The 24,689-nt window shown below is 65.6% G+C and carries 23 protein-coding genes; 14 read left to right on the top strand and 9 right to left on the bottom strand.

Annotated elements, in window-relative coordinates:
* The first annotated feature begins 53 nt into the window (after positions 1 to 53).
* A complete protein-coding gene (locus J7I92_RS05075) occupies positions 54 to 623 on the top strand; it encodes a DUF6919 domain-containing protein (RefSeq protein WP_214838074.1) in 570 nt (189 codons plus the stop codon).
* Positions 624 to 740: 117 nt separating this feature from the next.
* On the opposite strand, the gene J7I92_RS05070 is transcribed toward J7I92_RS05075, so the two are convergent.
* Positions 741 to 1,259 (bottom strand): hypothetical protein, encoded by a 519-nt coding sequence (locus J7I92_RS05070; protein WP_251039426.1) that lies wholly within the window; start codon positions 1,257 to 1,259, stop codon positions 741 to 743.
* A 510-nt stretch (positions 1,260 to 1,769) separates the two neighbouring features.
* On the opposite strand from J7I92_RS05070, the gene J7I92_RS05065 reads away from it, so the two are divergent.
* A complete protein-coding gene (locus J7I92_RS05065; protein ID WP_214838070.1) occupies positions 1,770 to 1,913 on the top strand; it encodes a hypothetical protein in 144 nt (47 codons plus the stop codon).
* A gap of 204 nt (positions 1,914 to 2,117) precedes the next feature.
* Entirely contained in the window at positions 2,118 to 2,255 is a 138-nt protein-coding gene (locus J7I92_RS05060) for a hypothetical protein (RefSeq protein ID WP_214838068.1), read from the top strand.
* 171 nt (positions 2,256 to 2,426) lie between these two features.
* On the opposite strand, the gene J7I92_RS05055 is transcribed toward J7I92_RS05060, so the two are convergent.
* The 3 genes from J7I92_RS05055 to J7I92_RS05045 all read right to left on the bottom strand — a co-directional run bounded on the left by J7I92_RS05055 (position 2,427) and on the right by J7I92_RS05045 (position 5,159).
* Complete coding sequence (locus J7I92_RS05055; RefSeq protein WP_251039425.1) at positions 2,427 to 3,854, bottom strand: hypothetical protein; 1,428 nt, start codon at positions 3,852 to 3,854, stop codon at positions 2,427 to 2,429.
* Positions 3,855 to 3,957: 103 nt separating this feature from the next.
* Positions 3,958 to 4,434, bottom strand: coding sequence for a hypothetical protein (locus tag J7I92_RS05050; protein ID WP_214838065.1), 477 nt, complete (start codon positions 4,432 to 4,434; stop codon positions 3,958 to 3,960).
* A 167-nt stretch (positions 4,435 to 4,601) separates the two neighbouring features.
* The gene (locus J7I92_RS05045) at positions 4,602 to 5,159 is read right to left on the bottom strand and encodes a MarR family winged helix-turn-helix transcriptional regulator (protein ID WP_214838063.1); all 558 of its coding nucleotides are present in this window, start codon (positions 5,157 to 5,159) and stop codon (positions 4,602 to 4,604) included.
* 44 nt (positions 5,160 to 5,203) lie between these two features.
* Here J7I92_RS05045 and J7I92_RS05040 point away from each other — a divergent pair, with 44 nt between their 5' ends.
* Positions 5,204 to 5,467 (top strand): zinc-ribbon domain-containing protein, encoded by a 264-nt coding sequence (locus tag J7I92_RS05040; RefSeq protein WP_311380126.1) that lies wholly within the window; start codon positions 5,204 to 5,206, stop codon positions 5,465 to 5,467.
* A 76-nt stretch (positions 5,468 to 5,543) separates the two neighbouring features.
* On the opposite strand, the gene J7I92_RS05035 is transcribed toward J7I92_RS05040, so the two are convergent.
* A complete protein-coding gene (locus J7I92_RS05035) occupies positions 5,544 to 6,278 on the bottom strand; it encodes a GAF and ANTAR domain-containing protein (protein WP_214838061.1) in 735 nt (244 codons plus the stop codon).
* 281 nt (positions 6,279 to 6,559) lie between these two features.
* Between J7I92_RS05035 and J7I92_RS05030 the strand changes: the two genes are divergently transcribed.
* Positions 6,560 to 7,849 (top strand): MinD/ParA family protein, encoded by a 1,290-nt coding sequence (locus tag J7I92_RS05030; RefSeq protein WP_396020350.1) that lies wholly within the window; start codon positions 6,560 to 6,562, stop codon positions 7,847 to 7,849.
* Between the two features lie 24 nt (positions 7,850 to 7,873).
* Here J7I92_RS05030 and J7I92_RS05025 read toward each other — a convergent pair whose 3' ends face one another.
* The 3 genes from J7I92_RS05025 to J7I92_RS05015 form a co-directional block, all read right to left on the bottom strand.
* The gene (locus tag J7I92_RS05025; RefSeq protein ID WP_214838055.1) at positions 7,874 to 8,542 is read right to left on the bottom strand and encodes a hypothetical protein; all 669 of its coding nucleotides are present in this window, start codon (positions 8,540 to 8,542) and stop codon (positions 7,874 to 7,876) included.
* A gap of 379 nt (positions 8,543 to 8,921) precedes the next feature.
* A complete protein-coding gene (locus J7I92_RS05020; RefSeq protein ID WP_214838052.1) occupies positions 8,922 to 9,533 on the bottom strand; it encodes a carboxymuconolactone decarboxylase family protein in 612 nt (203 codons plus the stop codon).
* Between the two features lie 124 nt (positions 9,534 to 9,657).
* A complete protein-coding gene (locus J7I92_RS05015; protein WP_396020349.1) occupies positions 9,658 to 10,704 on the bottom strand; it encodes an aminotransferase class I/II-fold pyridoxal phosphate-dependent enzyme in 1,047 nt (348 codons plus the stop codon).
* Positions 10,705 to 11,133: 429 nt separating this feature from the next.
* Between J7I92_RS05015 and J7I92_RS05010 the strand changes: the two genes are divergently transcribed.
* Complete coding sequence (locus tag J7I92_RS05010; protein ID WP_214838046.1) at positions 11,134 to 11,889, top strand: hypothetical protein; 756 nt, start codon at positions 11,134 to 11,136, stop codon at positions 11,887 to 11,889.
* Positions 11,890 to 11,959: 70 nt separating this feature from the next.
* On the opposite strand, the gene J7I92_RS05005 is transcribed toward J7I92_RS05010, so the two are convergent.
* On the bottom strand, positions 11,960 to 12,880 hold the full coding sequence (locus J7I92_RS05005) for a phosphatase PAP2 family protein (RefSeq protein WP_214838043.1): 921 nt from the start codon (positions 12,878 to 12,880) through the stop codon (positions 11,960 to 11,962).
* A 445-nt stretch (positions 12,881 to 13,325) separates the two neighbouring features.
* Here J7I92_RS05005 and J7I92_RS05000 point away from each other — a divergent pair, with 445 nt between their 5' ends.
* The 8 genes from J7I92_RS05000 to J7I92_RS04965 all read left to right on the top strand — a co-directional run bounded on the left by J7I92_RS05000 (position 13,326) and on the right by J7I92_RS04965 (position 24,679).
* Positions 13,326 to 13,970 (top strand): hypothetical protein, encoded by a 645-nt coding sequence (locus J7I92_RS05000; protein WP_214838039.1) that lies wholly within the window; start codon positions 13,326 to 13,328, stop codon positions 13,968 to 13,970.
* Positions 13,971 to 14,337: 367 nt separating this feature from the next.
* Positions 14,338 to 15,369 carry an o-succinylbenzoate synthase gene (locus tag J7I92_RS04995; protein ID WP_214838036.1) on the top strand — a complete coding sequence of 344 codons (1,032 nt, stop codon included), beginning with the start codon at positions 14,338 to 14,340 and terminating at the stop codon, positions 15,367 to 15,369.
* 170 nt (positions 15,370 to 15,539) lie between these two features.
* Positions 15,540 to 17,636 carry a PhoX family phosphatase gene (locus J7I92_RS04990; RefSeq protein WP_214838033.1) on the top strand — a complete coding sequence of 699 codons (2,097 nt, stop codon included), beginning with the start codon at positions 15,540 to 15,542 and terminating at the stop codon, positions 17,634 to 17,636.
* 169 nt (positions 17,637 to 17,805) lie between these two features.
* Positions 17,806 to 19,584: an arginine--tRNA ligase gene (gene argS / locus J7I92_RS04985; protein ID WP_214838032.1), complete on the top strand. Its 1,779-nt coding sequence runs from the start codon at positions 17,806 to 17,808 to the stop codon at positions 19,582 to 19,584.
* Between the two features lie 304 nt (positions 19,585 to 19,888).
* Entirely contained in the window at positions 19,889 to 21,310 is a 1,422-nt protein-coding gene (locus tag J7I92_RS04980; RefSeq protein WP_214838031.1) for an extracellular solute-binding protein, read from the top strand.
* The gene (locus J7I92_RS04975; protein WP_214838030.1) at positions 21,307 to 22,305 is read left to right on the top strand and encodes a carbohydrate ABC transporter permease; all 999 of its coding nucleotides are present in this window, start codon (positions 21,307 to 21,309) and stop codon (positions 22,303 to 22,305) included. Before J7I92_RS04980 ends, J7I92_RS04975 begins: the two co-directional genes overlap by 4 nt.
* 8 nt (positions 22,306 to 22,313) lie before the next feature.
* Entirely contained in the window at positions 22,314 to 23,216 is a 903-nt protein-coding gene (locus J7I92_RS04970; protein ID WP_251039424.1) for a carbohydrate ABC transporter permease, read from the top strand.
* A gap of 29 nt (positions 23,217 to 23,245) precedes the next feature.
* On the top strand, positions 23,246 to 24,679 hold the full coding sequence (locus J7I92_RS04965) for a glycoside hydrolase family 32 protein (RefSeq protein ID WP_214838029.1): 1,434 nt from the start codon (positions 23,246 to 23,248) through the stop codon (positions 24,677 to 24,679).
* The last annotated feature ends 10 nt before the right edge of the window (positions 24,680 to 24,689 follow it).

The following is a 24,689-nucleotide window of genomic DNA, read 5'->3' as shown; positions in this document are numbered from 1 at the left end:
GAGCAGTGATACATTTCGGCAAGTGACCATTGGGGAATGTAAGGAGACAGCCCATGTTTGAAGGTGTCCCCGACGAGGAGGCGTGGCGCAACTGCACCACGCTCGAAGGCGCTTGTGAACTGACTGCACGCTGGCTCGAGGGTTCCCTCAGCTACGTGCCCGGCTACACCGCACCCCAGTACGCCGGCGAGAACGGCCCGATGAGCGAAGCACTGGCTCTGATCAACCGGCTTGGCTTCCTGACCGACGACTCACAGCCCGGAGCCGAGATGTCCGGGGGCCAAGGGCAGCGCGCCTTTGTGACCGGGCGCTGCACCGAGCAGTCGGCGGCCATCATCTCGGCAGTGCTGGTGGAAACCGACCTGGTGGTACTGGTGTTTCCCCCGGGCGAATCCGGCAGCGGCCAGATCTGCGTGGGCTTGGACGGAACCCGCGAGTTCACCTGGCTGGGCAGCTCCGGCGGGCCCTCCTACGCCCACGAAACCTACACTGACTGGACCAACGAGACGCTCGCCAAGACCCTGGCCGAGTGCTGGGAACTGCAGATCTTCGACCCCGTCTGGGGCCGGAACAGCAAGCTGGTTCCGCTCCTGCAGAAGGCGCTCATCACCGCGAAGTCCTGACGCGCGTTTGTAATGGGTGGGCGGTTTTGAAGGATGGACGGCACCGCGGTCCGGCCGGTGCCGCCCACCATGAGATATGACCTTCAGCTGTGACAGATCGGCGCTAGGGCCGGGCTGTTATTTCGGGCACTTGTGGTCCGGGTTGTATGCGGCGAACATGCCATCCGGGTTGTCCTTCCAGACCCATGCGTGCCGGGCCCACGTGCCCGGGAACGGTCCGACTTCGAAGTCCAGGCCCGCTATTTCCGGCGGCTCCATGGCCGTGGACATGAACTCGACGGCCACCAGCCGGAACCGTCCCTCCTCATTGGGCATGTAAACAAGCACTTCCGGCTTTCGGGCCTGCGTCTTGTCGTCCAAGAGGTCCTTCTTCAGGTAATGGAACCCCATTGCCCCGCTGCCGTCCGCCTTCTCGACGCATTCACTCGCTTTCTCATAGCCGTCGTCAATCGCGTTCTGCAGCCAGCGGTAATCCTCGGTGACATGGCGCAACGTCTTCACCAGCCTGCGCTGCTCGGAATTCTTCTTCCAGTCGTCACTCTTGTCCGAGCCGCCCCTGCCGGAGCCATCGTGCCCGTCGTGTGCGACGGCGGCGCCGGGGGCGAGCCCGAAGGCCAGGACAGCCGCGGCGGCCATGGAAATTAACCCTCTTTTGGTGCGATGCAACATTTTCTTCCAACCCTCTGAGACCCGAGAACCCATTTTTCGGTAAGGGATGCGAAGCATGGGTGGGATGCCCCACCTTCGCCAGGATGCCGGGCCGGCCCGATGGGCACTGCCGGTGAAATGCGCCGCCCGGGTGGATAATCATCCATCGATTTGGGCGGCGGTATCAGTATGCTCCTTCCCCTGAAAGCTGCGCTAGACGTGGCGCGAAATGTTTAATTCGGGCAAATTAGGGTCCGGCTAATTCGGAAAATGGCCATTAACGCTATTGCCCATCTGCGCTGAAAAGCAAGTAGTCAATTCCCCCTGTAAACGAGTGCTGCTCTATTTAGGCGGTAGCTCCACGTTATCTGTAGGAGTTACCGCGGCGTAGCTCGAGTGCAAGCGTGGACCTGACCTGCGACTCTCGCTGCACGAGCCCGGCCGCCATAAACTGCTTGACTTGGTTTTCCCGAAACATTGTGCGGATACCATCGCGGCATGGGGAACTACAAGCGTCGAATGACCGCCCGGGATTCACGACGCGAGCTGCGGAGGCGGCGCCTTCGGGTTACGGCCTATGCAGGGCTGGCCGCGCTGGCCGTTGCCACCGCTGCCGTGGTGGTGATGGCACTGGCGCGGTAAGTGCCGAACTCCCAGGGAAACCAGCATCCAATTGACAAGATTTGTCGAGTGCCTATACGGCGTTTTGACAAATTAGAACCGTTTGTGCCACGGTGTTGCTTGATCCGACATAAGGGATCCCACCGTTCGTTGCCGGCCGTTTCTCTGAAGAGCCTTCAGTTCACGTCCTGCCACGACAGCAACGACGCATTCTGGAGGTAGGCCGTGGCTCTGAGTGATTACGCCCTTGCGCTCTGCGCATTGATGGGAACCCTGTTCATTCCGTTTACCGCTCTGTACCTGGTGCTCCGCCTCAAGCGCGGCTCCGCAGCGAAGCCCGTTCCCGTGAAGGTCCGACAGTAATGCCCTATGTAGATATCAACCCGCACCGCTCCGGCCCCAAATGGCGGGGGTATGTACTGCTCGGTGTTCTCCTGGTCCTGACCGCTGCCGTGGTGGCAGCCGCGCTGTTCCGGGTCTAACGGCTTCTTTGGGCGCCCAGGTTTCATCGGCGCCGGCTTTTCGGTCTGACGATCAGGTGATGGTGAAGGCCGCGCTGGTGACCGTTAGTGTTCCGTAGCTCGCCACCAGGTGGTAGGTCCCGGCTTTGCCCGTGATGGAGAGCCCGCTGAAGGTTGCAAGGCCGCCGGCGATGTTCTGCGATGTTGTCCCCCTGAGGCTGCCGCCCGACTGCTCCAACTTGGTGAGTGTCACGGGATTGGCGCTCGTGAGGAGCGGATTCCGGAATTCATCCAGGACCTGCACTGTCACCGGTGACAGCGTCTGCCCGCTGGCTCCTCCGGCCGGACCCTGGACGAATTCGATCGTTGTGGCCGCCGAAGCGGAAACAATGACGGGCGCTGCCGCCTGGATAAGCCCGCTGGCGGTGCCCGTGACGCTGTACGATCCGGCTTTCGTGTCGCCGTAAAAGAACGACGCCGATGCGGCCCCTGCCGGAATGGTCACCTTCGTGACACTTGCGCCGCCTGCCGTTGCAGCGAACACTTTGGTGCCGGTGGACGTCGATGCCAGGGTCACATCGGTGCTGCCGGAGGTCACGGGGTTCCCGTAGGTGTCCTGCCGCTCCAGAGTGAACGGGCCGACGGTTGCCGTTGCGGAGGCGGTGCCCGAGGCAGGGCCGGTGGCCACAAGCCGGACGGCGGCTGCTGCCGTGACCGTGAAGGCACTGCTCACTGCACCGGAGTATCCCGGGCTGGTGGCCAGCAGGGTGTAGCCGGTGCCTGCCTTCGTGATGGTCAGGCCGGAGAAAGTGGCCTCCCCGAGGAGATTGGTGTTTGCAGTCAGTGCCGGGCCGGTGACCGTGCCGCCGCCGGGGTTGTTGCCGATTCCGATGGTCACAGGGACTCCGGCCATCATCAGCTTGAGCCCAAGTGCAGTCCGCAGCTCCACAGTGACGCTCTGCACTGAACCGGCCGTGACGCTGGCCGCCGGCTGAACCGTGAAGTTGATGGTGCTGATGTTATTGACTGTGACGTTTCCGCTGGCCGCACTCTCGGCAGTCCAGGAACGGTAGATGGCCGTGACAACGTAGCGGTGCGTTCCCTCCGGGACCGAAGAGTCCGTGCATCCGGTGCCGGTGATCGGGGCGGCCGGGCTGCTGCCGCAGGCCAGCATGGACGCGGTGCCCGTGATGCGGGTGACGTAGTAGCCGGTGGGAGCCGGAGTGCCCGCTGATGCGGTCCAGCTGACGGAAACGTCTGAAGCGCTGGTCGCGGGGACGGTCACGCTGGTGGGCGGTGCCAGGGTGGCGACTGCCGCCGTCGTGCTTCCCGTTCCTGATGCCGCCCAGTAAGCGGAAGCCGCCGTGGAGCCGAAAAGCGTGGCAACGATCAGCATCACAGCGGCTGTGACGCCGCGGCCAAACACACGCTGAAACAGCACCAGCCCCCGCCGGAAGCTTCGGGGGGCTTCGGGGGAGCTGGTGTTGCGCCTGCCGGACATACGCACCTTCTCGACGTTTGCTTAGCGGGTGTTTTTGGGGCAACGCTCACCATTGGGGAAGGAGCGTGGCCGTGTGCACGAGGAACGTGAGGGCGTTGCCTCTTCAGCCAGCGACGAAGTGCACGGGTACGGTGGCGCCCTTGCAGCCGTCCTGGTTCACGCCCGGGCGGTCGATCATCTGAAGCGTGACGGTTCCGGTGACGGTGCCGCCGTTGGCAGGGATTTCGGTGACGGTGAACGAAGGCGTCCCGACAGCGAAGTCATCCTTGGAGCAGTTGCCGACGGCGGTCCAGGCAGTGCCGTCCGTGGCGGCGACGGTAGCGGCAACGGTGGAGAGCTTCTGCACGCCGGTGCCGGGGTTGGTGACCGTGAAGGTGACCGTCTGGGTGGGGCCTCCGGGGGAGAGCGCCCCGCCTGCGACCGAGCTGCTGATGGTGAAGTTGGAGGACGTGCCGGCGGAGGTGGTGGTGTTTCCGGTGCCCGTGGCGGTCCAGTACGCGAAGGCGGCGCCGCCACCGATGGCAACCATGGCAGCAGTGGTGGCGATGATGCGCTTTTTACGTCCAGCTACTTTGCTCATTTGAAGTTCCCCTTGAACTTGTGCGGCGTATCCGCAGACCTTCGAGCCTGTCCGGCTCCGATAGAAAAAGTCTGGGGGAGCACACTCAAGTGGTGGCCAAGGAGCGCTCAAGGTTAACTCAAGGTTGCTTTTGTAACTCCTGTGACGCGTTCTTGGGGCTTTGCCAGCTATGCCCGGTGCTGTTCCCGGGACTGCCGGGACTGGCGTTTCTCGGTCTCCGTCATGTATGCGATGTGCCGTTCCAGATGATGCCGCAGGTCCACCTCGGCCTGGCGCTCCGGCCGGGGGAGCCCGCGGACCAGTTCCTCGGCCGTCCGCAGCACCGACCGGCCGCGGGCGGTCAGCCTTACGCTCCTGACCCTGCCGTCGGCCGTGCCGCGTTCCTTGATGAGGAGGCCCAGGTCCTTCAGCCGGTCAAGGATCTTGCCCAGGCTCTGGGCAGTGATTCCGAGCTCATCAGCCAGGTAGTTCTGCGTGGCGGGGCCCAGTTCCTCCACGCAGTCCAGTGCATCGAAGGACGACTTGGTGAGACCGAGGCCCAACAGGCACCGGTTGATCCTGCGTTCGTCCAAACGGGCCGCCGTCGACAATAAGCGGTGCGTGGACCATCCTGCGGGTCGTTCCTGCCTGGATGTAGCCATGTGCTTGTTGCCTGCTTTCCGGGATGCCGCGCTCAGGACGTGGTGGTGGGTCTGCGGGTGAAGCGTCACAACAATACTAAGCATGATTACTATTGGAACACGAACACTTAAGAATTCGAGTTGTCCCCGTGACACGGGTCGAGAACCCCAGAAAGGAAGAGATGCTTCTACTCTTCGGAATCAAGACGGTCCAGCGGGCGTTGCCCGGCCGGCTTTCAACGTGCCGTTACTGTGGCGTGTACGCGGAGCAGTACCTCGAAGAACGGGCCTCCAAATTCACGCTCTTCTTCATCCCGGTCTTCACCATGTCCCGCACGTACTTCGTGACGTGTTCAAACTGCGGGCAGCGCTCATCGCTTTCGAAAAGAGGCATGAGGGCTCTGGCGCGGTAAGCGGGGGTTGTCCGTGTGGTGAGGGTGCACGCGCGTGGGGGATCCCGCCGTCGTGCTTTATGAATTTCTGGAGGGACTAGGCGTCAAAATGCGTTCGGATGTCGGCGCCGGTCAGGTTGGCCAGCAGTTCCTCGGCCACGACACGCAGCTTTTGGTTGCGGTTGCTGGACACCTTGGTGAGGATGGCCATTGCCTCGGCCTGGCTGCAGCGGTTCTGCCCCATGATCACACCGCAGGCCAGATCGATGGAGGTGCGGTTCTCCAAGGCGGCGGCAAGATCGTCTGCCAGCGACTGCGCGGTGCCCAGCCGGACCGCCAGCCGGACGGCCCCGCCGGCTATGTCGGCAAACTCCACGGCCTCCTGGACCACCTTAGGGGTGAACAGCCCGGGTTCGGCCGCGAAGAAGTTCAGCGCAGCGGCCGAATCCTCCCCGAGTTCCAGCGGCACGCCCAGCGTGCTGAGGCACCCCTCCGCGGCCAATGCTTCCCGGTACGACGGCCAGCGCGGCTCCGTGTCGACGTCGGCCAGCAGCACCGGCGCCTTGATGCGGAGCGCTTCAATGCAGGGGCCTTCCCCGATTTTTTGTTCAATCATGTCGAGGTGGACAGCCCGGGGGCTGCTCCCGGCCACGGTGAAGGTGCGGCGCCGGCGCTTCAGGGTCACGCCGCATTCTATGGGGCTCGACGTGTCACGGCTCAGCGCCGCGGCCGCCATGACGGACAGGCGCTCCAGGAACTCGGCGACGTTCGCGGTGCCGATAATGTGGTCCTGAAGTTCCACGACGCGTTCGTGATCGTGAGAGTTGGCCATGCCTCAATCTAAGGCGGACACCCCGTCCGGGCAACTGTGCGCGTAACCACTTCCTGCTGTTTATGGGCGGACTTCACTGCCGCAGCACCTAGAATTACTGTTTGATCGAAGTCGTAAAGACACGCTGCCCGCTTGCCGACAGTCCTGGGGGGACGACAATGCCCGAACCGGCCGATAAGAAGCCACGCGCCACTGCACAAAATGCAGGGCAGTCCCAGACGCGCCGCCGCCGTGACCTTCGTCGCCCGGCAGGTGCATCTCCGGATGCCCGGACAGGAAACATGCCAGCCGCAGCCACCCCGAACAACAGCCGCACCGGCCCCGCCCGGCGGAATTCCTGGGCGGAGGCAGCAGCCGTTGCCGACGCGCAGGCCGAAGCTGACGCCAGTCCGGACGCTGTGCCGTCCCCGGTGCCGGCCTCGGTCCCCGCATCGGCTCCCGCCTCGGTTCCGGCCCAGCCCGCCGCGCAGCCGGCCGGCAGCCGCCGGGCCGTCCCCGCCGAACCCAGCACGCCGCCGTCGAACGTCACCGTTCAAGAGGGCAGCGTTCAGGAGGGCAGCGGCGACGCCGGTTCTGCTGGCGTTCCGCCAATGCGCGGAGCCAAACGCCAGGCCGCCAAACTGGCCGCAACGGACGCGCCCATCTCCGACTTCATCACCTCGCCCGGGTCCTTTGTCCGCCAGCAGAAGCCGCGCCCCCGCGGCGGCTTCCGCGGCGCCCTGTACGCACTGACCGGCGGCGCCATCAACCTGGGCCCAGGTCCCCGGCAGCGCGAAGAGGACGAACTGGGCCGGCGCATCTCGCGGCAGCTGCAGGGCAGCTACAACACCGCGGTACTCAGCCTCAAGGGCGGCATCGGCAAGACCTCCACCACGGTGGGCGTCGGCCTGACCCTCGCGGAATACCGCGGAGACGCCCCGTGCGCCATCGACGCCAATCCCGACTCCGGCGACCTCGTGGAGCGCGCCCTGGGCGAAGGCATTTACCAGCAGGCCAGCCCGCGTACCATCACTGACCTGCTCAAGAACATCGAATCCGTCGATTCCCTGACGGCCCTGGCCCGCTACATGCACCACGCCGGGCGGCTGCACCTGATCGCGGGGGAGCAGGACCCGGAGGTGTCGGACTCGCTCACGGCGGAGGAATACCTGCGCATCCGCAAGCTCATTTCCGGCTACTACTCCGTGGCGCTGACCGACTGCGGCACCGGCGTCACGCACAACGCCATGAGCGGCATCCTGCAGTCCGCGGACAACCTTGTGATCGCGGCCGGGTACGCGGTGAGCGGCGCCAAGCGTGCCCGCAGCACCCTGCAGTGGCTGGCCCACCACGGCTACGAGGACCTGGCCCGCAACGCGATCGTGGTGATCACGGACAAGGACGAGGTCTCCTCCCGCGTGGACAAGGACGCCATCGAGGATCACCTCTCCGGCATCTGCCGCCAGCTGATCGCCGTCCCGCACGACCGCGGCGTGGCCGACGGCGACCTGGTCACGCTGGACGTGCTCCGCCCCGAGACGCGGCGCGCGTACAAGGAGATCGCGGCGGCGATCGTGGACGGGTACGTGTAGGCGGTTCCCATTTCGGCCCGGTTGCTACACGGGGGAAGGTTTCTCGGTTGCCTTCCGGGCTAGTTCGACGGCGGTGGCGGACATTTCGTCCGACAGTTTCAGCACGTCATACACGCCTCCGAGCGTGCGGTCCGAACTGTAAGCAGTGATGGTGGAACCCCCAGCTGACGGGTAGACAAAGAACTGGAGTGCCGGCCTGCGTTTGATGTGCGGTGCAGCTGCCCCGTGCCACCATTCAGCGGCCTGCCAGTTCTTGCCCAATTGCACCCAGATGCTGTGATCCATCACCTCGGCCTCCACCTCGGGCTGTCCGAACAGTCCCGTCAAGGCGTCCATGGCGTTGGCCGGCGGCAGCGGTGATTCCCAGCTCTCCTCGTTCATGAAGCGTCGCCTGGCGTCCGGCTGCATCACCGGTGCAGGCATGGCTACGGGCTTGTACCTGCCGGAACCGTGGGAAAAGAGACCCCACAGCAGTCCGATGCCTGCATACAGGAAGAGGATCGGTATCTGCTCAAGGTACGGCTTGTCCTCAAGCAGAACCAGCAGTAGAAACCACACCGCCACAAGGACGAAACCCGCCCAGAATTTGCGACGTGTCGTGTTGAAGAAGAGGAGCGCACGCTGGCGGGATGAGAGCTGCTTCGGATCGTAGGGGAGGTCCGCCCGACCCTCTGCGCCGCGTTCTGTCCCCATGGCGGACAGTCTTGCACAGGGCGGCAACCGCAGCCAATGGCCGAACCAACGGTCCGGGCTGGCCACGCCTTGCGCCGAGCGTGGGGACGCTCTCTCACTTCCTGCGGGTTTTTTCCGGACGCTCTCTCACCTTTTGTCGGCTTTTTAGGAGCGCTCTCTCACCTTTCCCGGCCGGCCTCTGGCGGCAGGGCCTCAAACCGGCCAGACTGCGGGTATGACGATTGTTGAGTGTTTGGCGCCCTTCACTGGCAGCTGGCAGGGCCACAACCTGATGCGCTTCATGCCCACGGACGCCCCCTGAACCCGCCGGGGGTTTCTCGGCAGGAAGTGAGAGAGCGTTGCTATGAAACCGGCAGGATGTGAGAGAGCGTCGGGGAGGCTAGGCGCCGCGGTGGCGGGGCTTCGCGGCCGCTCCGTACTGCGCCAGGGGTGCCAGCAGGGCGCTGCGAAGCTGCGGGGAGAGCTTGGTGGGAACGTCCACTTCGGCTGCGATGGCCTGCAGTACGCGGCTCATGTAATTCCGGGCCCCAGCAGCTAGCGTGATGTCCAGGATTTCCCGGTCGGTGAAGCCATGGTCCCGCAGGTCCAGGGTGTCCGAATCCGTCATGCTTACTGCGTCGTTGCTGAGGCGTTCGGCGTACTCCATCATCGCCACCTCCGCCGGTGAGAGTCCGGCGTTATGGTAGTCCCGGGCGATCTGCACCAGCTCCTCCTCGTCGATGGCCCGCAGGGCTTTGAGCCCGTGGGCGAGCCGGCAGTGGGCCGAGCCGAGTGCCTGCGCGGCCGCCAGGGTCACCAGCTCGTACCGACGCAGATCCATGTTCTGGGTGATGGCGCTGATGAGCGCTTCGAACGCCACATACGCCTCCGGATTCAGCGCCAGGTCCTTGGTGTGCTTGGCGACATAACCGTGGGAGCGGAAATCGTCGTCGTAAATTTTCGCCTTCAGGCCGAACGCCTGGCTTTCGGGAGTGGTGGCGAATATGGACATGGGGGATCCTTCTTCCGGCTGGGCCACCCGCGCTGCACGGCGGCGAGAGCCCTGGCAGCGCCGGTGCGGACATGTGCGATATTCCTCCGCGGCCCGCGGGGAGTCAACACAAAGCCCGGCGTGTTCAGCCGCCCTCCGCGAGGCGGATCGCCTCCGCGAACGCCGGCAGGCTGCGCTCCACCATCTCCTCGTTGGCGGTCAGGGAGATGCGGAAGAACCCTGGGGTTTCAAACAGGGCGCCCGGCAGGACATAGACGTCGCGGGTTGCCAGGGACTCCGTGAACGCTTCGTCGTCGGCCATCGGCGAGTGCACGAAGAGGTAGAACGAGCCCTCGGGCCGGTGGAGCTGGTAGCCCATCCCCGTCAGCTCGTCGTATAGGCGGTCACGCTTGCGCTGCAGCTGCCCGACGTCGATGGAGAACTTTTCCAGCGCAGGCAGTGCGTACTGGAGCAGCGCATTGGGGTAGATCCAGCCCATGGCAACCTGCAGCGCACTCAGGATTTCCCGCAGTGCATCCCGGTCCGGAATGGTGGGCGGCAAGGCCAGATAGCCCACACGCTGGCCGGGTGCGAGATGCGTTTTACCGTAGGAGTAGGCCAGCAGCGTGTGCGGATAGTACTCAGCCGGGCTGTGGAAGCGGGCGCCGTCATACACAATCCGGTTGTACGCCTCGTCCGACAGCAGATAGATCCGGCGGCCGTTGCGCTCCGACGCGAGTTCCAGCAGCGCCGCGAGCTTTACCAACAGCGTGGGCGGGTAGATCCGGCCCGTGGGGTTGTTCGGCGAGTTGACGATGACCACCCTGGTCCGGGGCGTGATGGCGGCGGCGATGGCCGTGAGGTCCAGGTCGAACGATTCAGCATCGATCCGCACCTTGACCGGGACCAGCCCGGCTTCAATGATCATGGCCTCGTACAGGAACCACGGCGGCAGGCTGTAGATCACCTCGTCGCCGGGATTGGCCACGGACTTCAGAGCCATGGCGATGGCCGTGAAACCGCCCGTGGTGAGGTGGATGTCCTGCGGCTCGAAGCGCATCTCCAGTAGACGCTGGAGCGACTCGGCCGCGGCTGTCTGGGCTTCGACGCCGTTGGTTTTGTACGCGAACCAGCCCTCGTTCCGGGGTTCCAGCTGCTCCCGTAGCGCCGCGACGTATGCCTCCTGCGGCATTTGATGCGGATTGCCGAGCGTGAAATCGCATATGCCGGGTCTGCCTTGGCGGCCGGCGTGCGCGCTCAGGAATCCTTGGACCCTCAGCAGTGAAGGAATCGAAGCAACAGCCCTGGCGCGTGCTGGGAAATCCACTCGGGTTGTGAGCCTGGAAGTGTAGATCTCAGCCATCAGTGCAACTCCCTTTTAAGCAGCGTGGAAGTCAGCTCGCTGCTGAGCCAGTGGAGGCTGATGTGCGACTTATTCTGGTCCTCGTCGACGGCAATGTAAATGGGAAGTGCCTTGCAAATGAGAGGCGCTTTTCGATGCAGTGGCCGTAAAATCAGGGAGCGACCTGCATTACTTGTGGTGTCCACCGTTGACCGGGATCTGGGCCCGATTCAACTGCGCATTGCAGGACCGACGGCCGGCCATACCCAGGAGTATCGAATGCTTCAGATCAACCTTGTTGCTGCCCTTGCCGCCGTGCCCCTGCTGTTGGGCCTTGGATCTTCGCCCGCAGCCGCAGCCGCAGCCGCAGTAGCCCCGCCCGCTATCGACAAGGAGGCGACGTTGGAGCCCATGGCCGCCACCCCGTCCGCAGCAAGCCCGTCCGTGAAGGTTGTGGACACCACCGCGGAGATCACGGACCCTGCCTGGTTCAAACAGGCGTACGACGCCGGCATCCGGCTTTACGTGATGCACTCCACCGCGTGGGCTACTTGCGACCCGTGGCACCGGACCCAGGCACAGCTCAAGATGGCCTTGGACGCGGGGCTGAAAATTGCCGTCTACACGCGCGACGCCTCCTGCTGGCAGAGCGGCATCAACGCGGCCGGACCGTACGCTCCGCAGCTGCAGTTCTTCGCCCTGGATGTTGAGCCGGGCAGCTCCCCGGTGACCCGTGCGATGGTGGACGGCGTCAAGAGCATGGGTGTTCGGCCGGTAATTTACAGCGGCAGCCACATCTGGCCGGCGCTCATGGGCAACAACACGTCCTTCGCCGACGTTCCGCTCTGGGACACCAACGCGGGCAACGTCGACTACGCGGGCTGGTCCGCGGACCACCTGGCGCCGGCCCCGGTCCAGTACGGCGGCTGGAATACCGCCGCCACCATGCGCATCGGGGTCCAGCAGAAGTTCGAGCACGTCCTCAACGGTGTGCCGGTGGACCTGAACTCCTTCAACGCCTCGTTCCTGAAGTAGCCCGGTCCCTGAGGTAGCCCGGCCCCTGAGGTAGCCCGGCCCTGAAGTAGCCCGCGCCAGGCCGCAGCCGTCAGCGGCGGCCGGCCACGCGCCGTCGTGCGGCAAACGCGAACAGGGCGGTGGTGGCCACGGCGGCAAGGTACCCGGCAACGACGATCAGTGAGATTCCGCCGTAAAAGTAGTTCGTGATGCTGCCCTCCTGGCCGGGAACGTACCGGGTGAGCAGGAAGAAGGCGGCGGCCGCAAACGCCAGGCAGATCAGGCCCTGCAGCCGGATCCACCAGCGCGACGACGCCCAGTGCCCGCCGTACCCGTCCCAGACATTCCAGCTGTTGCCGGTGCGGATGATCAGCCAGCCGGCGGGGATGGCGAACGCGCCCACCAGAAGGAAGGCCGCGATGACGTCGGCCGGGCGGTGCCATTGGTTCACCACTGTCGAGATCCCGGACACGATGGCGAAGCTGCCGCCCACAAATCCTGCGAACGGCCGCCAGTGCGGCGAGGCCATCAGGAACACCGCGGCCGCGGCCGACGCAGCCAGCGTGGTGTGCCCGGACGGCAGCGAGTTCAGGTCAAGGGTTTCCACGCCGCGAAACGGCCGGGCCGGCAGCAGCGCTTTCAGGACCTGCGTCGCGATGTTCGCCGCGACACAAGCACCAACCGCGATCCCCGCGGCCCGCCAGCGTTTCCGGATCACCGTGACAAACAGGACGACGACGGCGGCCATCACCAGCGAGATGGTGGGCAGCCAGTCCAGGAACCTGGTGGCGGCCTTACCGGCGGGTCCGTGAATGGCCACGGCCTCCACCAGGGCCGATTCGTCGATGTACTGCCCCGTGGTGGTCCGAACGAAGAAGTAGTACGTTGCGGCCAGGCCCGCCACACACGCCAGCGTCGCAAGGAGGCACAACGCGGCCAGCGCCGCTGTGGCGCGCACCTGCCCGGCGGGAGGCCGTCGTCGGGAATTTTTCAGGTGAGAACTCATCACCATCAGCGTCCCACAGAATGCTGGGAGCAGCCTGCGGACGGGCCCGGGCGGCACCGTACACCCGCCCGCCACCGGCTGTAATTGCGCGCCAAGTTAAGTAGCAAACACTCGTGCCAGCAGGCTCCCGTGTTCCTACGCTAGGGGTAACGGCCGTCAGCCGATCAGCACTAAGCCGGCGACCGTAGCGGATGTCAATGCCCCGGGCGACGGTGACACGCAGGGCATTGGCATCCGCAATACCGCGTCCGCGCGCGTCACCAATTTCCCGTTGACACCCCGGCGCGGGCAGCGCTAGCTTGAACGTATTGTCGGCCTGAACCCAGCGGCCGCAATACCCAGCAATATCGCGCATCACAACTGGTCTCGTCGCCCCTCCGGGCATTTGGTGTTAATACATCGGCAGGTCAGGCCCGCATGCGTCTCTCCTGCCACACTCAGGAGTGCTGCCATGAAGCGAACAATGAGGTATCTGAGTCTGCCCGCCACCCTGGCGCTGGCATTGTTGACCGGAGTTTCCGCTCCGGCGTTTGCAGGGTCCGACGACGGGGGAGGCGCCGCAGGCCCGTGGCCCCCGCAGGACACCGACGGGAAGTACGTCTCCGTTCCCGATGCGTACTACCAGCCGTACGAGTTCGCGGCCTGTGACACCACCATCAAAGTGGAAGCCGGCGACGAGCGCGACGTGAAATACAAGGGAGAAAAGAAGGACGACGGGACCCTGGTGATCAAGTTCCGGGGCGACGCCACCATTGACCTCACCCGCGCTTCCGACGGAGCCACCATCGATGAGCTGGACGTCTCCGGCCCGTTCACCCAGAGGCTCGCCGCGGACGGCCTGAGTGCCCACCTCTCCTCACGGGGCCCCAGCCTGATTTTCGCGATTGGTGCCGCTAGCGAGAAAATCTTCGAGGACGAGGGCCTCCCGAAGGCGTTCTACTTCGAACACGGACGGCTCGCAGGCAATGTTGTCTATGCCTCGGCCGACCAGATGGAAGAAGTCTCCGGCGAGATAACGCACAACAGCATCCGGGACGCGAAGGACATCTGCAAGATGCTGGACCGCGCCAAGGATGACGGCCGCAACCACCGGTAAAACTCCGGTTCCCACCGCTCTACCTGCCGGCCATCACGCGCTCCTTTTGCGGCGCGTGATGGCCGTTTTTGCTTAGGTACAGTGCATGGGCAAAAACGAGTAGCGACCACTCATGCGGCCCCGGACTGCTGTGCCTAAGCTCTTATCAACGGCCGGGATTTGGACCGGCCGCCCCGAGCAGGTCCTGCGGTCAGCCGCAGGGAATGTTCGCCCGGGGCTCCTTGAGCTGGGCCGGCGGCGACGAGACTCATAAAACGTGAAGCTCGCCCCCAGTCGCCGTCGGCCCTACCAAGGCGTTGGTATCTCATGCGCTGGCCGGCCGCTTGCCGGCCGCTTTGCTGTCGGTGGCCGCCGGTAGAGTGAATCCATGCCCGCTGAAGCACTGAGCCAACCCCAGAACAGGCTCCAGGACCTTCCTTCCCTGGAGCAGCTTCTCGCGTCCGCCCACGTGGTGAGCCTGCCCATGCGGGTGAAGTTCCGCGGGATCACCCAGCGCGAGGCCCTGCTGCTGGACGGCCCGCTCGGCTGGGGCGAATTCTGTCCCTTCCCGGAATATGGCGACGCCGAAGCATCCCGCTGGCTCGCCTCCGCCGTTGAAGCAAGCTGGCAAGGATTCCCTCCCTCGCTGCGGTCGGTAATTCCCGTTAACGCGACTGTTCCCGCCGTCACCGCGGACCGGGTTCCGGAGGTCCTGGCCCGCTTCGGCCGGGTGGACGCCGTCAAAGTCAAGGTGGCTGAACCCGGCCAGACGCTCGACGACGACGCCGCCCGCGTCGCCGCTGTCCGCAGCGCCCTCCCTGACGCCGCCATCCGCGTGGACGCCAACGGCGGCTGGGACGTAGACACCGCAGTGAAGGCACTCACCCGGCTGTCCGACGTCGGGCTCGAATACGCCGAGCAGCCGGTGCCGGACATCGACGGACTGGCGAAGGTGCGCCGCCGGCTGCAGGACGCCGGAGTGCCGGTCCTGGTCGCAGCGGACGAGAGCGTGCGCAAGGAAGACGACCCCGTGCGCGTCGCACGGGCGGGCGCAGCCGACCTCATCGTGGTCAAGGTGGCACCGCTCGGGGGAGTGCGGCGCGCGCTGGAGATCGTGGCACAGGCCGGGCTGCCTGCCGTCGTGAGTTCCGCGCTGGACACCTCGGTGGGGATCCGGGCCGGGCTGGCGCTGGCGGCGGCGCTCCCGGAGTTGCCGTATGCGTGCGGGCTGGGCACGGTCTCCCTGCTCGCGGCCGACGTCACCCGGGACCCCCTCGTGGCCGACGACGGCGCCATCCGCCTCCGCGACGTCGCCGCCGACGCCGGGCTGCTTTCCGAATACGCCGCGTCGCCCGACCGCCGCGACTGGTGGCTGGACCGCCTCCGCCGCGTCCACGCCCTGCTGGCGAACCCCGCCTAACCCCGCCGCCCTCCCTGGCGACGCTCTCTCACTTCCTGCCGCCTTTCCTGCGACGCTCTCTCACTCGGTACCGGCCCGCCGTTCATCCGATCTTCACCTGTCTGACGACTGACGGTTGGGATCGGCTGGCAGGGTGAGCGGGACCGCATCGAATTCCCTGGAAGGCCCCCATGTCTGAAACGACCGGACGCAAGTTTGCCCTGCTCCCCATGCTTGGCCACACCAAAGGCAAGCGCAGCGCCGTCACCTGCGCACTGAAGTGTGACAACGCCTGCTCGGGCGACGTCTGCAACACGAGTTCCAACAGCTACTTCCGCGACATCGCCTCCACCACCATGTCCCGCCGCGCCGCCCTCGGCTTCGGCGCCGCCGGCGCGCTCGCCGTCGTGCTCGGCAATGCGGTGACGTCCGCCGGAACCGCAGTGGCCGACGGCGGCACCGGCCTCGCCGCCGCCGCAAAGGACGGCTTCGGCAAGTCCAAGCTGCAGTTTGCGCCCATCGCCCCGGTGGATGCCGCCGTCGACGCCGTCACCGTCCCGGAAGGCTTCACCTGGGAGCCGGTCATCCGCTGGGGCGACCCGATTTTCAACGGTGCGCCCGAGTTCGACCTCAACAACCAGACGGCGGCCGCGCAGGAACAGCAGTTCGGCTACAACAACGACTACACGGACATCCTGGAGATCCCGGGCAGCAAGGGCCGCCGTGCGGTGCTGTTCGCCAACCACGAGTACACCAACGAGAGCATCATGTTTCCGGCCACCATGCCGGCCGACCAGGTGCGCGCAGTGGGCGCCGCCGCACACGGCCTGTCCGTGGTGGAGCTCGAGCGCAAGAACACCACCAAGCCGTGGACCTACGTCAAGGGTGCGGGGCTGAACCGCCGCTACCTGAACAGCACCGTCTACGAACTGACCGGTCCGGCCGCCGGCTCGTCGCTGGTCAAGACGGTGGCGGATCCCACGGGCCGCGCCATCAAGGGAACCCTGGGCAACTGCGCCGGCGGCACCACCCCTTGGGGCACCATCCTGTCCGGCGAGGAAAACTTCAATGGCTACTTCGTCGCGCCCGGAACCTCCGCCGGGGACAAGCGCTACGGCCTGACCTCCAAGGCGACCGCCCGCCAGTGGGAGCTGGACGACCCGCGGTGGGACACCCGCAACGCCGGCTACGAGAACGAGGCCAACCGCTTCGGCTGGATCGTGGAAGTTGACCCGTTCGACTCCACCTCCACCCCGAAGAAGCACTCCTCGCTGGGCCGTTTTAAGCACGAGGGCGCCAACGTGATCGTGGCCGAGTCCGGACATGTGGTTGCCTACATGGGCGACGACGAGCGCTTCGACTACCTCTACAAGTTCGTCTCCGCGGAAAAATACCGTCCAGGTACTGCGGCTGCCGACCGGGCGCACAACATGACGCTCCTGTCCGCCGGCAACCTTTACGTTGCAAAGTTCACCAGCAGCTCGCCCGCTGCGGAAATCACCGGAACCGGCGTTGTCCCTGCTGACGGCGCCTTCGACGGCACCGGTGAATGGCTGCCGCTGGTGGTGGACGGCAAGTCCGCCGTTCCGGGCATGTCCCTGGAGGAGGTCCTGGTGTACACCCGTCTGGCCGCCGACAAGGTTGGCCCCACCAAGATGGACCGCTGCGAGGACGTGCAGCCCAGCCTGCTCACCGGCAAGGTTTACGTGGCCTGCACCAACAACAGCAACCGCGGCACCGGCACCAACGAAGGCGCCACGGAGGTCAACCCGCGCAACGAGAACCGCGACGGCCACATCGTCGAGATCATCGAAACTGGCGACCAGACGTCCACCACGTTCAGCTGGAACCTGCTCATGGTCTGTGGTGACCCGGCGCAGGGCGATGTCACTTACTTCTCCGGCTTCCCGGTGGACAAGGTCTCGCCCATCTCCTGCCCGGACAACCTGGCGTTCGATACCGTGGGCAACCTGTGGATTTCCACCGATGGTGCCCCCTCAGGCATCAAAAAGGCGGACGGCCTGTACAAGGTCACGGTCGAGGGCGCAGAGCGCGGCAAGGTGGAGCAGTTCCTCGCCGTCCCGCGCGACGCCGAGACCTGCGGCCCCATCATCCACGACGACGAACGCACCGTCTTCGTCTCCGTGCAGCACCCTGGGGAGGACGGATCGTTCGACGCTCAGTTCTCGTTCTTCCCGGACTACGTTGCGGCAGGCACGACGCCGGCGCGTGGCCAGGTGCGTGCGCCCCGTCCGTCCGTGATCCAGGTCTTCCGCACGGACGCCTAGTCCCTGTTCCGACGCTCTCTCACTTCCGGTGGGCTTTTGGGCGACGCCCTCTCATCTCTTTCGCCGCCCGGCCAGGAGGTGAGAGGGCGTCCCGGATTTAAACGCCCAGTGAGAGAGCGTTGACAGGGGCCGGGGCTGATAATTTGAGCTTGTGAATAATCCGGCCGAGATGGTCGTCCCCAGAGTCCAGGCAGCCATTGCCCAAGCGTTCGGCGAAGAGTTCCGGAACACCGATCCGGTGGTCCGGCCGTCGCAGTTCGCCGACATCCAGATCAACGCCGCCATGGCCCTCGCCAAGAAGGTCGGCCTGCAGCCGCGCGATGCCGCTGCAAGGATCGTCGAGGCCTTGGAACTCGACGGACTCTGCACCGGCGTCGAAATCTCCGGCCCCGGCTTCATCAACCTCACGTTCGACGGCACCTGGATCGAGGAACTCCTCAACGCCCAGGCCCGCACGACGATGGCATCCCAGCCGCAGGGTGGGCCGGAGACGCAAGCCCAGCGCGTCGTCGTCGACTATTCCTCCCCAAACGTTGCCAAGGAAATGCACGTGGGGCACCTCCGCACCACCGTGGTGGGTGACAGCCTGGTCCGCGTCCTCGAGGCGCTGGGCCGCACGGTGATCCGGCAGAACCATATCGGCGACTGGGGCACGCCCTTCGGGATGCTCATTGAGCACTGGCTGGAGATCGGCGAGGATTCACCGGAGGCCGCCCTGCTGGTGGAGGACCCCAGTGCCTTCTACCAGGCAGCGCGGGCAAAGTTCGACGGCGACCCTGACTTCGCCATGCGGGCGCGCCTTCGCGTGGTGTCACTGCAGTCGGCCCACGAAGAGACGCTGGAAGTCTGGCAACGGCTTGTGGACCACTCGAAGGTCTACTTCAACGCCATCTACGCCACCCTGGGGGTCAGCCTCGCGGACGACCACATCGCGGGCGAAAGCTCGTACGATCCCCATCTAGCACAGCTGTGCCAGGAACTGGAGGAGCGCGGACTGGCCCGCGTGAGCGAAGGGGCGCTGTGCACTTTCCCGGCCGGGTTCACCGGCAGGGAGGGCGAACCGCTGCCGCTCATCATCCGGAAATCCGACGGCGGCTACGGCTATGCCACCACGGACCTGGCCACCATCCGGTACCGCGTCCGGGAACTCCACGCGGACCGCATCCTCTATGTCGTGGGAGCACCGCAGAACGTCCACCTCCGGATGGTCATGGAAACGGCGAGTGAGGCCGGGTGGCTGCCGGATACGGTTGAGGCCACGCATGTGCAGATCGGCAACGTGCTCGGGGCAGACGGAAAGATCCTGAAGTCGCGTTCCGGGACTCCGGTGAAGCTCATGGCACTCCTGGCCGAAGCCGTCGACCGGGCCCGGGCCGTTGTGGACTCGAGCCGGCCGGACCTGTCGGAGCTGGAGCGCGCGGCGACTGCCCGCCAAGTGGGCATCGGCGCCGTCAAGTACGCCGACCTCTCGGTGGGGCATGATACCGAGTATGTATTCGATTTTGACCGGATGCTGGCACTCAGCGGCAACACCGGGCCTTACGTCCAGTACGCGGCGGCCCGGATCCGCTCCATCCTGCGGAAGGCGGGGGAGGCGGGCTCTGGGGGAGCTGCGGCGGGGGAGGCGGGCTCTGCGGGAGCTGCGGCGGGGGAGCGGACTGCGGGAGCGAGGATCGCCGTCGTCGAACCGGCCGAGCGTGCCCTGGCGCTGCACCTCCTTGAGTACGGCGCAACGCTCCGGCGGGTGGGCGACCTGCTGGAGCCGCACCGGCTGTGCGGGTACCTGTTCGAACTCTCGCAGCTGTTTACCTCGTTCTACGATCAATGCCCCGTGCTGAAGGCGGATGAGTCCGTACGGGAGTCACGGCTCGCCCTCTGTGCACTCGTCCTCCACAGGCTGTCAGAAGGTCTGGGCCTGCTGGGCATCGAGACCCCGGAGAACATGTAGCGGCACTGCTTGGCGTAACCTGGGCTGGTCCTTTTCGGGCCGGCACCGGATCTTCCCCTGCAACGTTCTCTCATATCCTGCGGGTTTTCCTCAAACGCTCTCTCACCTTTCGCTCGTTTTTCTCAAACGCTCTCTCGCCGTTGCTCCGGAAGGGTGAGAGAGCGTGCGGGCTTAAGCAGCAGGACGTGAGAGAGCGTCGCGCGGGAAGCGGTAGGTAGTGAGAGAGGGGCAAGGGATTGTGATGCTTGACACGTGTTAGGTGAGGCATCTAAAGTACCTAACACGTGTTAGGAAGGAAAGAGACATGACCGGAGCCACACACGGGCACCTGCGGGAGATCACCCGCCGCACCGCCCTCGGTGCCCTCGGCGCGGGAATTATCGGAGCAACCGTGGCGTCGTGGCCCCGGCTCTCGGGGACCGACATTCCAGGCCGCGGAGACAACAGCCTCAGCATCGCCATCATGGGCACCGCCGCGGACGCCGCCGCCCGCCAGCGCGCCATCGATGCCTTCACTCGACTCCACCCGGAGATCAAGGTCAAGGTCCAGGCCATCCAGGCCGTCGACTGGAAAGACTTCTTCACCAAGATCCTCACCATGGTGGCCGCAGGCACGCCCCCGGATGTGGTCTACGTGGCCACCGAGGGCGCCCAGCTTTTCGCCGAAAAGCTCGCCCATCCGCTCGACGAATATGTGCGCCGCGACGCCGCGGACATGGCCGAGTTCTTCGCGGACGTCCACCCCAGCCTGGTGGAGGCTTTCATGTACAAGGGCAGCCTGTACCAGCTCCCCATGGACTGGAATGCCGCCAACATGTATTACAACACCACCGCATTCGCGCAGGCCGGCCTGGAGCGCCCGGCCGACGACTGGACCCATGTGGACTTCCGCAACAGCCTCGCCGCCATGCGCAAGGCCCGCACCTCGGACTTCACGCCGTACTACTGGACCAACCGGCTGTTCGGAGGCGTCGTGCCATGGCTCTACGCGAACGACACCAGCTTCCTGAAGGAAACCCGGTCCGCAGGCGGGGACTGGCTTTGGGACGGTTTCTACGCCAACGATCCCTCCCGCAGCCTCCGGTCCGGCGGATACCAGTGGCTCGAGCCGAACGCCGACGACGACCGCGTGTTCGAGTCCTTCGACTACCTCCGCGGGCTGGTCAAGGACGGGCTCGGTGTCCGTCCGGAGGAGGGTGGCGGCAGTTCCCTCGTCGGGCTGTTCGCTTCCAACCGCATCGGGACCACACCGGCCGGCGGCTACTGGGTGCAGGGCCTGCACGAGGCCGGGATGGGCGCAAGTGACTTCGACGTCCAGTTTTTCCCGCGCTGGAAGACGCAGCGTCACCAGTTCGGCACCGCCGGTTACGCGATCATGAAGACCGCCAAGGACAAGGACGCCGCCTGGGAATGGATCAAGTTCAGCTCCAGCCGCGAGGCGATGGAGCTGATCTTCCCCAACCCAGTCACCACCCCGGCGCGCCGCTCCATGGTCAACGAACGGCTCTACGCCGGCAAGGGACCCGCCCACTGGAAGGTCTTCTACGACACCCTGGACCGGTTCCCCACCACCGGCCCCATTCCGGCACCACCGCAGCAGGCCGCCGTCGAAACGGCCCTGATGAAGAACGTATCGCTGGCCGTCAGCGGCGACGAGCGGCAGCTCAAGCAGGCCCTCGCATCCATGCAGCGCGACCTTGAACTGGCCCTGAGGAGGCAGTCATGAGCACCACCACCCCTCGGCGGGAGCGGCCGAAGCGGACCGATAAAACGGCGACCCCGATGGCGGCCCGCGTTGCCGGGGCCAAGTCGCAGAAGGCCGGTGCCGCCCACCCCCGCCACAACGGCAGGCACAGCCAGCGCTGGCTGGCCTGGGTCTTCCTGGCCCCCACCATCCTGGGCATGGGCTTGTTCACGCTGATCCCGATCGTGGCGTCCGTGGTCCTTGCCTTCTTCCGCTGGGACATCATTTCGGCGCCCACGTTCGTAGGCTTCGACAATTTCTCCGAAGTGGTCCAGGACCCCACGGTCCGGGTTTCCTTCGTGAACACCATCCTGTTCGTGGTGGTGGCTGTGGCCCTGCAGCTGGGGCTCGCCCTCGCATTGGCGATCATGGTGCAGGAGAAAATGCCGGCCTGGCTGCGGGTGTTCTTTCGGTCTGCGTTCTTCTTCCCGCTGATCCTGTCCGCGGCCTCGGTGTCCATCTTCATGCGGTACCTCTTCAACGAACAGTTCGGCGTGGTCAACTGGTTCCTGTCCCTCGTCGGCATCCCCGCGGTGCCGTGGCTGACCACGCCGGGCGGGTCCGCCGCCGTCGTGATCCTGGTTTACGTGTGGCAGAACTTCGGGTTCTCCTTCCTGCTGTTCATCGGCGGGCTGGCCTCCATTCCCGTCGAGACATATGAAGCTGCATCCATCGACGGCGCCACCGGCTGGCGCAAACACCTGCACGTGACCCTGCCCCTGCTAAGCCCCACCACGCTGGTGGCCTCGGTGATGGCCATCATCAGCGCGCTGCAGGTGTTCGACCAGCCCTATGTACTGACCCGCGGCGGCCCGGGCGACTCCACGCGCACCGCCGTCATGGTGATCTTCGAATCGGCCTTCCAGCGCCTCGAATTCGGTCAGGCCTCCGCCATCGGCGTGCTCCTCACCCTGATCATCATGGCCATCACGGCAGCGCAGTTCCGGCTCAGCAAACGATTCGTCTTCTACCAGTAAGGCCAGCCATGACCACCACAACAGAGCACGGCCTGGCGCCCGGGCATTCCCCGAAGCTGTCCCAGGGCCTCCCGGAAACGCCCAGCCGGCGCAGGTTCAGCTGGAACTTCACGGTCCGCGTCCTCCTGCTGCTGATCGCGGCCGCCCTGACCCTTGGCCCGGTCCTGTGGACCCTCTCCACCTCGCTGCGGTCGCCGTCGGAGTCGTTCAAGCTGCCGCCGTCGTTCATCCCCTGGAACCCGGACTTCACGTCCTACGGGGAAGTATTCCAGCAGCTGAATATCTTCCTCCTTGTCCTCAACAGCGCCCTGGTGACCGGGCTGATCGCCGTGGGCCAGATGGTCTCCGCCGCGATGGCCGGCTACGCGTTTGCGCACCTGAAGTTCCGGGGCCGCGGGGCACTGTTCTCGATCGTGCTGGCCACCATGATGGTGCCGGTGCAGGTCACGATCGTGCCCGTCTTTATGCTGATCCGCGGCATGGGCCTCTCGGACACGCTGCTGGCACTGATCCTTCCGGCCATCCCGACGGCGTTCGGCACCTTCCTGATGCGCCAGTACTTCATGGGACTCCCCGTTGAGCTCGCGGAGGCCGCCGCGATCGACGGTGCCTCGCCCTGGCGGACCTTCCGTTCCATCTACGCACCTCTGGCGATGCCCGGCATGGCGATCGTGGGAATCCTCGCGTTCAACTTCCACTGGAACGAGTTCTTCCGTCCACTCATCCTGACCATCTCCGAGCAAAACTTCACCCTTCCGCTGGGCCTCGTCTCGCTCCAGGGCAACCTTGGCACCGGGAGCATCTCGGTGGTGCTGGCCGGCGTGGTCCTGTCCATGATTCCGGCGCTGGTGGTCTTTATGTTCGGCCAACGCGCCCTCCAGGACGGCCTCACGGCCGGCACCGGAAAATAACCTCTCCCTCAAGACCGAAAGGCCCCGCCATGTCCTCCCCGGACCTCGCCGCCGTCCACTTCGACGACGTCGCCGCCGCCCACCCCGACCCCGCCTTCCCGCGGTTCCACCCCCGTCCCGCGCAGGGCTGGATCAACGATCCCAACGGCATCAGCTACCTCAACGGCCGGTACCACGTGTTCTTCCAGTACAACCCGGACTCGGCCCGCCACCACCGGATCACCTGGGGCCACGTGAGCTCCGCGGACCTGGTGCGCTGGGCGGAGCACCCGGTGGCGCTGCGCCCGCAGCACGGCGGGCCGGATGAGTATGGCTGCTGGACCGGTGTGGTGACGGACGACGGCGGTGTTCCCACCGCTGCGTACTCCGGCGTCCGGGGTGACAGGGGCCACTCCGAGGTGGTCGTCGCCCGCGGTTCGGAGGACCTGGTCTTCTGGGAGCAGACCGGCCAGGTGGCGGCGACAATGCCCGATGACGGGCAGGTCACGGCAGTGCGGGATCCCTTCATCTTCCGGTTCAACGGCAAGCGGTACGCCATGCAGGGCGCCGGTCTCGCCAACGGGCACGCCGCGCTGCTTCTGTACACAGTGGAGGACATGTCCGACTGGAAATACCAGGGCATCTGGCTCACCTCGGAGAACCCGGTGGCCGCCGAATTCACGCCCGCCGAGATCTGGGAATGCCCGCAGCTGGTGCGGGTGCCCGATTCGGCCGGGGAATCCGGCGATTCCGGGACCTGGCTGATGATGTTCTCGCTCTGGCTCTCCGGCGACCAGCACGAGCACGCCAACGGTGTGGGGCACCTGGTCGGTTCGCTGGCCGAGGACCCCGGAACCGGGCTGCCGGTGTTCACACCCCGCGGCGGCGGGAAGTCCGACCTCGGGCGCGACTTCTATGCGCCGCAGATCGTGGCGCTGGAGGACCGGGCACTGCTGTGGGGCTGGGCCAATGAGGGGGCCGGTCGCGACGGTCGCCGCGGCCGCAACCAGGACGAAATCGACGCTGCCGGCTGGGCCGGAGTCCTGACCTTCCCTCGTGAACTCTCGGTGGTCGACGGCGCGCTTGCCGTCAGCCCTGCTCCCGAAGTCGAGGCCTACCGGGGAAGGCAGACGGCCCGCCAGGCCGGAGGAGTCGTTGTGCTTCCCCCGTTCGCTGAAACCGTGGTGACTGCGCCTTCGGTCAGTGGTGCTGCTGTTGGCGGGACCGGCACGGGTGGGGGCGCCGCCGTCGAACTCCTGCTGGTGGGAGGCGGCAGCCGCCAGACCGTGTTCAGCGGAAACCTGCAGCCGGGGGAGGAGCTGCGGATCTTCGTGGATGCCTCGCTGGTGGAAGTGTATCGGGCCGGTTCCGTGGCCACGACCCTCCGCGCCTACCCGGCCGCCGGTGAAGAGTGGCAGCTGCACCTTCCGGCTGATGCCACCGCCGACGTCTGGCAGCTGAGGCAGCCCACAGTCGGGAACTAACGACGGCGGA

The organism is Arthrobacter sp. ISL-72 (assembly GCF_018613755.1).
In the GTDB taxonomy this organism is placed as follows: Bacteria; Actinomycetota; Actinomycetes; order Actinomycetales; family Micrococcaceae; genus Arthrobacter.
Note: the sequence above shows the minus strand (reverse complement) of the source record. Positions and strands in the feature narration are given on the sequence as shown.

What these genes read in the sequence shown, in the direction of transcription:
- J7I92_RS05075 (WP_214838074.1), top strand. Translation starts at nt 54, where the DNA reads ATGTTTGAAGGTGTCCCCGACGAGGAGGCGTGGCGCAACTGCACCACG.
- J7I92_RS05070 (WP_251039426.1), bottom strand. Translation starts at nt 1,259, where the DNA reads ATGGCCGCCGCGGCTGTCCTGGCCTTCGGGCTCGCCCCCGGCGCCGCC.
- J7I92_RS05065 (WP_214838070.1), top strand. Translation starts at nt 1,770, where the DNA reads ATGGGGAACTACAAGCGTCGAATGACCGCCCGGGATTCACGACGCGAG.
- J7I92_RS05055 (WP_251039425.1), bottom strand. Translation starts at nt 3,854, where the DNA reads ATGTCCGGCAGGCGCAACACCAGCTCCCCCGAAGCCCCCCGAAGCTTC.
- J7I92_RS05050 (WP_214838065.1), bottom strand. Translation starts at nt 4,434, where the DNA reads ATGAGCAAAGTAGCTGGACGTAAAAAGCGCATCATCGCCACCACTGCT.
- J7I92_RS05045 (WP_214838063.1), bottom strand. Translation starts at nt 5,159, where the DNA reads ATGCTTAGTATTGTTGTGACGCTTCACCCGCAGACCCACCACCACGTC.
- J7I92_RS05035 (WP_214838061.1), bottom strand. Translation starts at nt 6,278, where the DNA reads ATGGCCAACTCTCACGATCACGAACGCGTCGTGGAACTTCAGGACCAC.
- J7I92_RS05030 (WP_396020350.1), top strand. Translation starts at nt 6,560, where the DNA reads ATGCCAGCCGCAGCCACCCCGAACAACAGCCGCACCGGCCCCGCCCGG.
- J7I92_RS05025 (WP_214838055.1), bottom strand. Translation starts at nt 8,542, where the DNA reads ATGGGGACAGAACGCGGCGCAGAGGGTCGGGCGGACCTCCCCTACGAT.
- J7I92_RS05020 (WP_214838052.1), bottom strand. Translation starts at nt 9,533, where the DNA reads ATGTCCATATTCGCCACCACTCCCGAAAGCCAGGCGTTCGGCCTGAAG.
- J7I92_RS05015 (WP_396020349.1), bottom strand. Translation starts at nt 10,704, where the DNA reads ATGCCGCAGGAGGCATACGTCGCGGCGCTACGGGAGCAGCTGGAACCC.
- J7I92_RS05010 (WP_214838046.1), top strand. Translation starts at nt 11,134, where the DNA reads ATGCTTCAGATCAACCTTGTTGCTGCCCTTGCCGCCGTGCCCCTGCTG.
- J7I92_RS05005 (WP_214838043.1), bottom strand. Translation starts at nt 12,880, where the DNA reads ATGGTGATGAGTTCTCACCTGAAAAATTCCCGACGACGGCCTCCCGCC.
- J7I92_RS05000 (WP_214838039.1), top strand. Translation starts at nt 13,326, where the DNA reads ATGAAGCGAACAATGAGGTATCTGAGTCTGCCCGCCACCCTGGCGCTG.
- J7I92_RS04995 (WP_214838036.1), top strand. Translation starts at nt 14,338, where the DNA reads ATGCCCGCTGAAGCACTGAGCCAACCCCAGAACAGGCTCCAGGACCTT.
- J7I92_RS04990 (WP_214838033.1), top strand. Translation starts at nt 15,540, where the DNA reads ATGTCTGAAACGACCGGACGCAAGTTTGCCCTGCTCCCCATGCTTGGC.
- argS (WP_214838032.1), top strand. Translation starts at nt 17,806, where the DNA reads ATGGTCGTCCCCAGAGTCCAGGCAGCCATTGCCCAAGCGTTCGGCGAA.
- J7I92_RS04980 (WP_214838031.1), top strand. Translation starts at nt 19,889, where the DNA reads ATGACCGGAGCCACACACGGGCACCTGCGGGAGATCACCCGCCGCACC.
- J7I92_RS04975 (WP_214838030.1), top strand. Translation starts at nt 21,307, where the DNA reads ATGAGCACCACCACCCCTCGGCGGGAGCGGCCGAAGCGGACCGATAAA.
- J7I92_RS04970 (WP_251039424.1), top strand. Translation starts at nt 22,314, where the DNA reads ATGACCACCACAACAGAGCACGGCCTGGCGCCCGGGCATTCCCCGAAG.
- J7I92_RS04965 (WP_214838029.1), top strand. Translation starts at nt 23,246, where the DNA reads ATGTCCTCCCCGGACCTCGCCGCCGTCCACTTCGACGACGTCGCCGCC.